The 11,607-nt window shown below is 35.1% G+C and carries 11 protein-coding genes; 10 read left to right on the top strand and 1 reads right to left on the bottom strand.

The genetic code is table 11. From position 1 onward, the window contains the following. Positions 1-57: 57 nt before the first annotated feature. The 5 genes from DES48_RS03185 (at position 58) to spoVE (ending at position 6,555) form a co-directional block, all read left to right on the top strand. Positions 58-1,530, top strand: a complete 1,473-nt coding sequence (locus DES48_RS03185) for a UDP-N-acetylmuramoyl-L-alanyl-D-glutamate--2,6-diaminopimelate ligase (RefSeq protein ID WP_113866747.1) — start codon at positions 58-60, stop codon at positions 1,528-1,530. 107 nt (positions 1,531-1,637) lie between these two features. Next, positions 1,638-2,993, top strand: coding sequence for a UDP-N-acetylmuramoyl-tripeptide--D-alanyl-D-alanine ligase (locus DES48_RS03180; RefSeq protein ID WP_113866745.1), 1,356 nt, complete (start codon positions 1,638-1,640; stop codon positions 2,991-2,993). Positions 2,994-3,066: 73 nt separating this feature from the next. Further along, the gene (gene mraY / locus DES48_RS03175) at positions 3,067-4,029 is read left to right on the top strand and encodes a phospho-N-acetylmuramoyl-pentapeptide-transferase (protein ID WP_370622735.1); all 963 of its coding nucleotides are present in this window, start codon (positions 3,067-3,069) and stop codon (positions 4,027-4,029) included. Continuing rightward, a complete protein-coding gene (gene murD, locus DES48_RS03170; RefSeq protein ID WP_113866743.1) occupies positions 4,026-5,375 on the top strand; it encodes a UDP-N-acetylmuramoyl-L-alanine--D-glutamate ligase in 1,350 nt (449 codons plus the stop codon). The genes mraY and murD overlap by 4 nt, the downstream gene beginning before the upstream one ends. Positions 5,376-5,442: 67 nt before the next feature. Continuing rightward, positions 5,443-6,555, top strand: coding sequence for a stage V sporulation protein E (gene spoVE / locus DES48_RS03165; RefSeq protein WP_079709363.1), 1,113 nt, complete (start codon positions 5,443-5,445; stop codon positions 6,553-6,555). Between the two features lie 93 nt (positions 6,556-6,648). Here the strand turns inward: spoVE and DES48_RS03160 are convergent, their stop codons facing one another. Continuing rightward, entirely contained in the window at positions 6,649-7,170 is a 522-nt protein-coding gene (locus DES48_RS03160) for a hypothetical protein (RefSeq protein WP_147232377.1), read from the bottom strand. A gap of 278 nt (positions 7,171-7,448) precedes the next feature. Here DES48_RS03160 and DES48_RS03155 point away from each other — a divergent pair, with 278 nt between their 5' ends. The 5 genes from DES48_RS03155 (at position 7,449) to ftsA (ending at position 11,513) form a co-directional block, all read left to right on the top strand. Further along, on the top strand, positions 7,449-8,231 hold the full coding sequence (locus DES48_RS03155) for a cell division protein FtsQ/DivIB (protein WP_113866739.1): 783 nt from the start codon (positions 7,449-7,451) through the stop codon (positions 8,229-8,231). Continuing rightward, a complete protein-coding gene (locus tag DES48_RS03150; protein ID WP_245911264.1) occupies positions 8,221-8,913 on the top strand; it encodes a DUF881 domain-containing protein in 693 nt (230 codons plus the stop codon). The genes DES48_RS03155 and DES48_RS03150 overlap by 11 nt, the downstream gene beginning before the upstream one ends. Before the next feature lie 15 nt (positions 8,914-8,928). Next, a complete protein-coding gene (locus DES48_RS03145; protein ID WP_113866737.1) occupies positions 8,929-9,642 on the top strand; it encodes a DUF881 domain-containing protein in 714 nt (237 codons plus the stop codon). Beyond that, positions 9,642-9,986, top strand: coding sequence for a small basic family protein (locus DES48_RS03140; protein ID WP_079709367.1), 345 nt, complete (start codon positions 9,642-9,644; stop codon positions 9,984-9,986). The genes DES48_RS03145 and DES48_RS03140 overlap by 1 nt, the downstream gene beginning before the upstream one ends. A gap of 240 nt (positions 9,987-10,226) precedes the next feature. Continuing rightward, on the top strand, positions 10,227-11,513 hold the full coding sequence (gene ftsA, locus DES48_RS03135) for a cell division protein FtsA (protein WP_113866735.1): 1,287 nt from the start codon (positions 10,227-10,229) through the stop codon (positions 11,511-11,513). The last annotated feature ends 94 nt before the right edge of the window (positions 11,514-11,607 follow it).

The raw sequence follows: 11,607 nt of genomic DNA, 5'->3' as shown, positions 1-11,607 counted from the left end.
TTCTAGATGTCTTTTTTTGAACAAGATTGAATATGATAAAGAACAGGATGAGTACGTGTGAAACAATTAGAAGAACTAGTAAAACTTATTCCGCAAATAGCAGAAGATAACACAATTCCATCTGTAGAAATAACAGGTATAACCGTTGATTCTAGACAAGTAAAGCCCGGATATTTGTTCTTTTGCATTGTGGGATACACCGTAGATGGACATGATTTTGTAGAACAAGCGATAGCGAACGGAGCTTCTGCAATTGTAGCAGAAAAGCCATTACCAGATTGTGCTGTTCCAGTCATTTATGCGCGAGATGTTGTTAAAACATTGGCGATTGTAGCAAATGCCTTCTATGATTCCCCCACACAACAGTTAAGTCTGATTGGGGTGACAGGAACAAACGGTAAAACAACCGTCACTAATCTAATAAATGAAATGTTACAAGCAAACAACCATATTACGGGTACAATAGGAACGATTCAAATGACGATAGCCAATCAATCTTACCGTGTGGCCAATACAACACCCGAAGCTTCATTCTTGCAACATAGTTTTGATCAGATGGTAAAAGAAAAAGTAGATACCGCTGTAATGGAAGTTTCTTCACATGCGCTTGAACTTGGTCGTGTAAATGGCTGTGACTTTGATATTGCAGTGTTTACGAATTTGTCTCAAGATCATTTGAATTATCATGGAACAATGGAAAATTATTTCTTAGCAAAGAGTCGGTTATTTCAACAATTAGGTAATAGCTATGCGAAAGAAAAACCTAAATATGCGGTAATAAATGCGGATGATGATTATAGTACTCGATTAATACACCAAACCGTTCAACCAACTCTTACATATGGCATTATTGAGGAAGCTGATGTGCGCGCCGAAAATATTGTGTTGAACGAAAATGGTTGCGACTTTTGTTTGCAAACATATAAAGGTTCCATTGATATACACAGCAAATTAATGGGTAAATTTAGTATTTATAATATGTTAGCTGCTGCAACTGCTGCATTGCTAAGAGATATACCGTTAGCTATTATAAAAAAAGTGTTAGAAACAACAAATGGTGTAAGTGGACGGTTTGAACCGGTGAATCGTGGACAGTCTTACGGTGTCATTGTTGATTATGCACACACGCCGGATTCATTGCAAAATGTATTACAAACAATAAAGGAATTTGCCAAAGGAAAGGTTTATGTCATCGTTGGATGTGGTGGTGACCGTGATAAAACGAAACGTCCTTTTATGGCAGAGATTGCATGCAAGTATGCAGATCAAGCTATTTTCACTTCTGATAATCCGCGTACGGAAAATCCAGGTTCTATTCTAGAAGATATGATAGTTGGTTTAAACCATACCAACTATCAGTTAGAAGTAGACCGCAGAAAAGCCATTGAAAAAACCATTGCATTAGCAGATGAAAGTGATATGATATTAATTGCTGGGAAAGGGCATGAAACGTATCAAATTGTTGGCAAAGAAATGGTGCCGTTTGACGATAGGGAAATTGCTGCTAATGCAATCATGGAAAATAGTTAATCATGTTATATCATTTTTCATTGTTATAAAGATGAAAGATGATATAACTCGTAACTTCCAATCCATTATATTTTTACGATGCAACTAACAATGAAGGAGTTTGTCTCATGTTATTTACAACACAAGCTATGCTTCAACTTTTTCCAAATACTCATGGTGCTACTGCAGATGAAATATCGATTAAGCACGTAGCTACGGATACTCGCGTCTCGATGAATCATGCTTTGTTTGTGCCAATAAAAGGTGAGAACTTTAATGGACATGATTATTTACGTCAAGCTATTGAACAGGGAGCTGTAGCTGCGCTTTGGAACAAAAATGAGAATATCCCTGCGTACGTACCGACAGATTTCCCTATATTTTTAGTGGATAATACGTTAACTGCATTGCAACAATTAGCTGCTTATTATCGTGAACTTGTTGATCCACATGTTATTGGCGTAACGGGCTCAAATGGTAAAACAACAACGAAAGATATTATTGCTAGTGTGTTAGCTGGTAAATTCAAGACCCATCGAACGCAAGGTAATTTAAATAACCATATTGGTGTACCATTAACAATTTTGAGTATGCCAAATGATACAGAAGTTCTTGTGGTGGAAATGGGCATGAACCATTTTGGAGAAATAGAAGTTTTATCAAAAATTGCCCAACCTAATCATGCAGTAATTACAAATATAGGAGAATCACATATAGAGTTTTTAGGATCAAGAGCAGGAATTGCAAAAGCGAAAGCCGAAATATTATCAGGATTAGACCAAGAGGGTAAATTAATTTTTGATGGGGATGAACCGCTACTTTACCCATATCAAAATACAGTTGCTAATATCTCTATCGGATTTAATGAAACAAATGCGATAGTGATCAAAGATGTAGTAATCTCCAGTAGTTCTTCTACTTTCTATTATAATCAGGAACAATATTCCATTCCCTTGTTAGGAAAACACCATGTTAAGAATGCTAGCTTTGCTATTGCCATTGCAAAAGAACTTGGTGTAAAACCACAAATGATACGAGAAAAATTAGCAACTATTGAATTAACGGGTATGCGATTTGAAACAGCAAAAGGACGCAATGGGGCAACAATTATTGATGATACCTACAATGCATCCCCGACGTCAATGCGTGCTGCCATAGAAGTAGTAAAAGAATTAAAAGCCTATGATAAAAAGATTTTAGTACTTGGGGACATGTTTGAATTAGGGGAGAATACTAAAGCTTATCATCGTGAAATTGCAGAGGAAATCACTAAGGATATTCACTATCTTTGTACCATTGGTGAATCTGCTTTGGAGATTCATAAAGCAGCTGAGCAACGATTACCGGCATTAAAATCAAATCACTTTGCTACAAAAAATGATCTAATTCAGTATCTTCAACCACTTCTCACACCATCAACCGTAGTTTTGTTAAAAGCCTCGAGAGGGATGAAACTGGAAGAAGTAAGTAAGCAACTAGTCTAAATAAAAAACATAGGACGGTTTATAATAGAACAAGGAGGAGAGTATCTTGAACGAATATGTTTTAATAATAACAATGAGCATTGCATTTTTAATCACCGTCCTCTTATCTCCGATTTTTATTCCATTTTTACGTAAGTTGAAATTTGGTCAAAGCATTCGGGAAGAAGGACCACAATCACACATGAAAAAAACTGGCACACCAACCATGGGCGGTGTCATGATCGTAGTAAGTATTATCATAACCACGTTAATAATGACAGCAAAATTTGAGCAAACGAATTGGTTTTATTCACCAAGTTTTCTTTTAATATTCGTGTTGTTTAGTTATGGATTTTTAGGATTTTTAGATGACTTTATAAAAGTAGCTTTAAAACGAAATCTTGGGCTTACTTCTAAGCAGAAAATGTTTGGTCAGGTACTTATCGCTATTATATTTTATGTCATTTTACACATGAATGATTTTCCCACTTATATAGCTATTCCAGGAACAGGTTTGCAATTTGACTTAGGCCTTGGGTATGGTGTTTTAGTTGTATTAATGATCGTTGGTGCTTCTAATGCAGTTAACTTAACGGATGGGTTGGATGGATTGTTAGCTGGGACAGCAGCCATTGCGTTTGGCGTATTTGGCATTCTTGCCTGGTATGGTGTGCCACAGTTTGAGGTAACTATCTTTTCCTTAGCGGTAGTTGGAGCCCTTTTAGGCTTTTTAGTTTTTAATGCACATCCTGCCAAAGTGTTTATGGGAGATACAGGGTCATTAGCTTTAGGCGCTGCAATAGCTGCAATAGCTATTCTAACCAAATTAGAAATCTTACTAGTGATTATCGGAGGCGTATTTGTGTTAGAAACATTATCCGTAATCATTCAAGTTATCTCCTTCAAGACTACAGGAAAACGCGTGTTTCGTATGAGTCCGCTTCATCACCACTATGAGTTAAAAGGTTGGTCTGAATGGCGCGTAGTTACAACATTTTGGTTAGTGGGCTTGTTGTTTGCGGCACTTGCGGTTTACATAGAGGTGTGGGTCTCATGAATGAAATACAACATTTTCCATATGATGCTCCGTTAGTGTTAGGTTTAGCGAAAAGTGGAACGGCCGCTTGTGAATTATTGATAGAAAATGGATTTGATGTGAAAGCAAATGATTTGAAAGCAAAAGTAGATGACCCTTCAATCGTGAAGTTACAACGTTTAGGTGTGGAAGTCGTAACCGGAGGACACCCACTTTCTTTGTTAGATAATGTTGATGTGATCATAAAAAATCCTGGTATTAACTATGAAAATACATTGATACAAGAAGCGATCAAACGAGATATACCCATTCTCACGGAGATTGAGCTAATACACTATCTAACAAATAATCCAGTTATCGGTATTACAGGATCAAATGGTAAAACCACCACAACAACTTTAGTGCATCAAATGTTAATAGAAAGTAACAAGGCAACTCAAGTTGCAGGAAATATTGGAAAAGTTGCTTCAGAAACGGCTAGTAAATTAAAGACAGATGAAACACTTGTTGTTGAGTTATCATCTTTCCAATTAATGGGAATCCAACAATTTCAGCCTAAAATTTCTGTGTTCTTAAATCTATTTCAAGCACATTTGGATTACCATCATACATTTGAAAATTACAAAAATGCAAAAGCAAATATCTTTAAAAATCAACAAGAAAATGATTATTTGGTTTATAATGCGGACGATCCTGTAGTATCGGATCTTGTTGCCTACTCCAATGCCGCAAAAATTCCATTTAGCACACAGGTGAATTTACCAAATGGTGCTTGGTGCGATGATAAGAATATCTATTTTAAAAAGGATCCAATTGTGGCGCGCGAAGATATTGCACTTGTTGGTAATCATAATCTAGAAAATATTCTTGCAGCCTCAAGTGCCGCTCTTCTTGCTGGAGCTACTTTCGATGGTGTTCGTCATGTGTTAACTACATTTACTGGCGTTAAACATCGTTTGCAGTACGTTCGCACGTTTCAAGAACGTCTATTTTATAATGACTCCAAAGCTACCAATATTTTAGCTACATCAAAAGCCTTATCTGCCTTTGATCGTCCGGTTATTTTATTAGCTGGTGGTTTAGATCGCGGAAATGATTTTGATGACTTAATTCCGTACCTTCAAGATGTAAAGGCTATGGTGGTGTTTGGTGAAACAGCAAATAAACTACATTTAACAGGAAAAACCGCAGGAGTAGCATCTATTTTACATGTGGAAACAATGAAACAAGCAGTGGAAGAGGCTTATCGAATGTCTAATGAAAACGACGTTATCTTGTTATCGCCAGCATGCGCGAGTTGGGACCAATACCGAACTTTTGAAGAAAGAGGAGACATGTTCACAGAAGCTGTGCATACATTAAAGTAAGGCTTGTACTTAAGCCTTACTTTTTTTTACTTGTTACAATTTCTGTAACAAATAGAGGGAGGCTAATGTGGAGAATAAAAAGACGACGCAACTCAAACCGGATATATTTCTCATAATAATTATTTTTTCATTACTGATGATAGGGATTGTCATGGTTTACAGCGCTTCATCCATTTGGGCAACTTACAAATTTGAAGATGCGTTTTATTTTGCAAAGCGGCAACTGCTTTTTGCTGGTATAGGTGTGTTAGCGATGTTTATCGTTGCGCAAATTCCATATCTAACATGGCGTAAATATGCTAAACCAATTTTAATTATTTGTTTTATTTTACTTATAGCTGTGCTTATACCTGGAGTTGGACTGGTGCGAGGCGGGGCTAGAAGTTGGATTGGTGTTGGCGCATTCAGTATTCAACCAGCTGAATTTATGAAATTAGGGTTAATTATCTTTCTTGCTAAATATCTAGCTGAAAAACAACGCTATATCCAATCGTTAAAGCATGGTTTCTTACCCTTATTACTTTTAATATTTACTAGTTTTGGTTTAATTATGTTACAACCAGATCTAGGTACTGGGATGGTCGTTATCCTCACTTGTTTTATTTTGTTATTTGTTGCTGGTGCCAAAATAAACCACTTTGTAGGTTTAGGCCTTCTTGGTGTGTTGGGATTTGCTGGCCTTATCATCTCCGCACCTTATCGAATTAATCGAATAACGGCATTCTTGAATCCTTGGGAAGATCCCTTAGGAAATGGATTTCAAATTATTCAATCTTTGTACGCCATAGGGCCTGGTGGACTTTTAGGTATGGGTTTAGGAAATAGTTTGCAAAAGTTTTTTTATTTACCAGAACCTCATAATGATTTTATCTTCGCTATTGTCGCAGAAGAGCTAGGTTTCATCGGTGGTAGTTTGTTGATAATGCTATTCTTTTTATTATTATGGAGAGGCGTTCGAATTGGATTAGGAGCTCCTGATAAGTTCGGAATGTTGTTAGGCTTAGGAATCACTTCTATGATCTCACTTCAAGTTATTATTAACATTAGCGTAGTTATCGGTTTAATACCTGTAACTGGTATCACGTTACCTTTTTTAAGTTATGGTGGCTCTTCGCTAACGTTAATTCTTGCATCTGTTGGTATATTAATTAATATAAGTCGTTTTTCACATATGAATTAGCATGTACAGGAATAGGTTCCAAACGAAAAACAAGAGCAAGGGTCTAATCAAAATGGAACGCTTTGCTCTTGTTTTTCGTTTTTTACATGTGTTTTAAAATAAACTTTCTATTACTTCTGTCGTTGGATTTACCGTATACCATCCTCTTGTTGCGGTGTGACTACTACCATTGTTCTCTACAATATCATAGATATGAACAACATAATTCCCATCTTCATCAGTATGATCGACTTCAACAATAGTTTCATTACCTATCTCATTTTTTAATTTTGCACGAACTTTATCTACAGCTTGCGACTCGGTCAGTTGTTTATTTTGATCAGGAGTATCACTTGGATCATTACTAGCTTTGTCTTCTTCAGATTCATCACTATTTGCTTCAGTGCTATCTTCTTCTGAATTATTGTTATTCATATCGTCGTCATTGGTATCAGATGAATCCGAGCCTTCGTTTGTTAAATCACTTTGATCATTATCAGTACTACTATTGTTCTCATTTATTGATGAGTCATTTGTACTTCCAGATTCTTTGTTTTGCGTATCTGCTATATCCTTACTGCATGCTACCAAAATCAACAAAAAAGCTACTCCTATCAAAAAGCATATACGTTTCATTTTCTCCCACCTAACGTAAGTTCTAGATTGTTTTTCTTTGTTAAACGCAACGCAAAGTAACAAGTGTGTAAGTTTCTTTATCAATAATACCTATAAAATTGTATTGAATCAAATTATCTAATACAAAATGCACCTTTTGAATTAGACAAACATACGACGAACAATATAAAAATATGATATAATTCTAATGTAACAAAGTTTAAAATCAAAATTTAGGATTAGAAAATAGAAGATAGAAATTGGAAGATTATTTTATAGGTTAAGGGAAGATTAAGGAGATGGCTGAAAAAAAAGTTATTTCGATTGAAGATCGAATTCCAAAATTGAAAGAAGTAAGAAAAAAGAAAACAAATAGACGATTAATATTTTATTTATCGTTATTTTTTATTTTAATTAGTATCGTAGTATATTTACAGTCACCTCTTAGCCACATACAAGCCATAAAAATTGAAGGCAATGATTATATCAACTCAGATGAGTTAATCGCTTTAAGTGGCTTGTCAAAAGATAATAATTTCTGGGGTGTTTCGACTGGCAAAATAGAAGATAAAATTACCGAACATCAAGAGATTAAGAATGCAACTGTTAGCAGGAAACTCCCAAATACCATTGTAATAGCAGTGGAAGAGTTGAAAAAAGTAGCATATCTCAAAAGAGAAGGTAAATACTACCCTGTCTTAGAGAATGGCAACTTCTTAGAAACACCCACGACTGCTTGGAGAAGTGATGCACCGCTACTTATGGATTTTACTAGTGATGCACCACTAGAAGCATTAGCTAGTGAATTACAAGCGTTACCTAGTTCAATTTCATCCTTAATTTCAGAGATTTATTGGAAACCAACGGATACAAATTCATATAAAGTAACAATATTTATGAATGATGGTTATGAAGTAAGATCTTCTATTCATAATTTTTCAAATTATATGAAGACCTATCCTTCGATTGTTAGTCAATTAGACAAAAAACAGTTAGGCATTATTACAATCGGAGAAGGTGGAGCAGTGTTTGATCCATATGAAAAAGAACAAAAGACTAAGGAGGAAGATCATGCGTCTTAAGGGGAAGCATATAATATGGTCTGTTGTTCTTTTAGTTATAGGCTTTTTTATTACTTTTAGTTACCAATACACATTTCATAATCCAAAAGTGATTCAATTATCAGAACAAGATTGGGAAAAAGGTTTTAACTATCGACAGCAATTAATTCAAATTGAAGAAAAAAACAGGAAGCTTCGTCACCAAATTGACGACTATCGTTCACAAATTAACCAATTAGAAAAAACCCTTGGGGAGCAGGAAGAAACAATAGGAGACTTTGTTGAACAAAAGAGAGAGTTACAAATGATTACTGGAGAATTACCAATAAAGGGCTCTGGTGTGGCTATAACATTGAGTGATGCAAATTATATTCCTTCTGAACAAAACGCGAACCAATATATTGTTCATGATCGCCATATACAGTTACTTGTTAATGAACTCTATAGTGCTGGTGCAAAAGCCATCGCAATCAATGGTCAACGAATCTTTAGCGATAGTTATGTAAATTGTGTGGGCCCGGTTATTTCGGTAGATGGCAATCAATACCCCGCCCCCTTTACAGTCGAAGCAATTGGTGATGAAGAGACATTGCGAACAAGTCTTGAATTAACAAATGGTGTGGTAGATTTGTTAGTTAATGATAATATTGAGGTTACATTAAAAAATGAAGATAATCTAACAATGGATGCGAAATTAAGCTAAGAAAGGTGACAAAACTTGCCGGTAAAAAGTAAAATTATCATTTCAATCATCTGTATTTTTATTGGTTTTACAATAGCTTTACAATTCAATACAGCGAGCAAATCGAATCAAAGAGAAACAAAAGACATGTGGGAAGTTCGTGCACAAATACAAGATGAACAAAAACAACAGCAACAGCTTTACCAGCAAATAAGTGATTTAGAACAAACACTACAAGAATATCAACAGAAGTCAGAACAAGAACAAATTTCTTCATTAAAAAAATCAATTAAACAGCTAAAAATACAAGCGGGATTGGCAGAAAGAACTAGTAAAGGTATTGAATTAACCATTGAACCTGTTTTTGTAGATTCACCTACAGGATCAGAATATCCAATGATTTCTCCGGAATTATTAAACCAACTTGTTAACGAATTGAACACGTATGGTGCAAAAGATATAGCCATTGAAAAAGAACGTATTGTTAGTACAAGTCCAATACGGTATGTCAATGGAGAAACTTATGTTAATAATCATGCTTTACCAGATCTTCCTATTACAATTTCTGTTTTGACTGATTCGCCCCAGCGGTTAATTGATTACATGGAAGTTAGTGACTTTAGAGATAATATAGCCATTGAAAATATGTCACTTACAATGAGTAAGAAAGCAGAAATGACACTTCCAGCTTATCAAGGAAATATTGACTTTGACTCCGTAAAAGTAAATGAAGAAACAGGTGAAGATTAATGTGGTTGCCAGCTATTTTTCTAGTTATTGGTATTACGCTAGGGTTTTTAACAGACTATACAATACCAGAGCCATTTGCTCCATACTTAGCCGTAACAATATTAGCATCATTAGATGCGCTTTTTGGTGGTATGCGTGCATATGTTGAACACACGTTTAAGCATGCTTTATTTCTATCTGGTTTCTTACTAAATACTTTTCTTGCAGGAATTTTAACATTTTTAGGAATTCAATTTGGATTGGATTTGTACTTGGCGGCAGTGTTTGCCTTCGGTATAAGAATCTTTAAAAACCTTTCTTTAATTAGAGATTATTTATTTACCATCAAAAAGCAAGAAAAGTAATGATTTTCCTACAAAAAAATAAAGGAAAAAGGTCGCTATATGTTGAATATTGTAGTAAAGTCTATAGTAGAAATTTAAAAAAACATTCGATATTAATATAAATTATTATTATAATATAACTAATTATTCATTTCTGTAAATTTCGTGTTAAAATGTTAGTTACATCTACTAGATTTGTAGCATGAATATTGATACATATTAGTTTTACTCTTAATTCGTAGTGTAGGAGGTGCCTTACTTGTGAACAACAATGAAATTTTAGTCAGCTTAGATATAGGTACATCAAAAATAAAAGTTGTCATTGGTGAAGTATTAAATGATGCATTAAACATTATTGGCGTAGGTACAGCCAATTCAAACGGCATGAAGAAAGGTGCCATCGTTGACATTGATCAAACTGTTCATTCGATTCGCTCAGCAATTGAACAAGCAGAGCGAATGGTTGATATGCATATTGACAGGGTTATTGTCGGTATAAATGGAAACCACATACAACTTCAACCGTGTCATGGTGTAGTGGCTGTTTCTAGTGAAAATCGCGAAATAAATAATGAAGATGTAACAAGAGTGATCGACGCTGCTCAAGTAATTTCCATACCACCTGAGCGCGAAATAATTGATGTTGTTCCGAAACAATTTATTGTTGATGGCTTAGATGAGATTACGGATCCAAGAGGAATGATTGGTGTTCGTCTGGAAATGGAAGGAACAATTATAACATGTTCTAGAACTATGCTACATAACATTTTAAAATGTGTGGAAAGAGCAGGTCTGGAAGTAATTGATATTTGCTTACAACCATTGGCTTCAGGATCCATAGCTTTATCTAAAGACGAAAGAAACTTGGGTGTCGCCTTATTAGATGTTGGAGGAGGCAGTACCTCAGTTGCTGTATTTGAAAATGATCACCTTGCTTCAACTAGTGTGGTGCCATTAGGCGGGGACAACATAACAAAAGATATTTCAATCGGGCTAAGAACAACGTCAGAAGATGCAGAAGAGATTAAAGTTGACCACGGTCATGCCTTTTATGAATATGCTAGTGAAGAAGAAACATTCCAGGCTTCTATTATAGGTAGTGATCAAAAACAGACATTTAATCAATTAGAAATTTCTGATATGATTGAAGCTAGGTTGGAAGAAATTTATGCTTATGCAGCTCGCGAAATTAAAAAGATGGGTTATTCTGAATTACCTGGAGGTTTTGTTTTAACCGGTGGTTCTATGCGTATGCCAGGTGCCTTGGAATTAGCTCAAGACCTATTTGATGCTAATGTTCGCATTGCTATCCCTGATTATATAGGGGTAAGAGAACCACAATATACTTCAGGTGTGGGAATATTAAAATTTGCTTATCGTAATGCGAAAATTCAAGGCAAACAATTATCTGGTTCGGTTACATTTACCGATTATGCTGAACAAAAACCAGCTAAGCAAAAACGAGTTGTTAATAATAACAAAGAAAAGAAACCAGCGAAAAAGAAAGATTCTAGTATTGCTAATTTATTTAAATACTTTTTTGATTAATTAGGAGATAGAAATGTTCAAACATATCACTATACATAGTTGATTGGACAACCTTCATATCGTGAAATGAAATTACAACCACGAATCTAGTAAA

This window comes from Paraliobacillus ryukyuensis (assembly GCF_003315295.1).
Lineage (GTDB): Bacteria > Bacillota > Bacilli > Bacillales > Amphibacillaceae > Paraliobacillus > Paraliobacillus ryukyuensis.
Note: the sequence above shows the minus strand (reverse complement) of the source record. Positions and strands in the feature narration are given on the sequence as shown.

Coding starts and splice junctions, on each gene's coding strand:
- DES48_RS03180 (WP_113866745.1), top strand. CDS start 1,638: ATGTTATTTACAACACAAGCTATGCTTCAACTTTTTCCAAATACTCAT.
- mraY (WP_370622735.1), top strand. CDS start 3,067: ATGAGCATTGCATTTTTAATCACCGTCCTCTTATCTCCGATTTTTATT.
- murD (WP_113866743.1), top strand. CDS start 4,026: ATGAATGAAATACAACATTTTCCATATGATGCTCCGTTAGTGTTAGGT.
- DES48_RS03160 (WP_147232377.1), bottom strand. CDS start 7,170: ATGAAACGTATATGCTTTTTGATAGGAGTAGCTTTTTTGTTGATTTTG.
- DES48_RS03155 (WP_113866739.1), top strand. CDS start 7,449: ATGGCTGAAAAAAAAGTTATTTCGATTGAAGATCGAATTCCAAAATTG.
- DES48_RS03150 (WP_245911264.1), top strand. CDS start 8,221: ATGCGTCTTAAGGGGAAGCATATAATATGGTCTGTTGTTCTTTTAGTT.
- DES48_RS03140 (WP_079709367.1), top strand. CDS start 9,642: ATGTGGTTGCCAGCTATTTTTCTAGTTATTGGTATTACGCTAGGGTTT.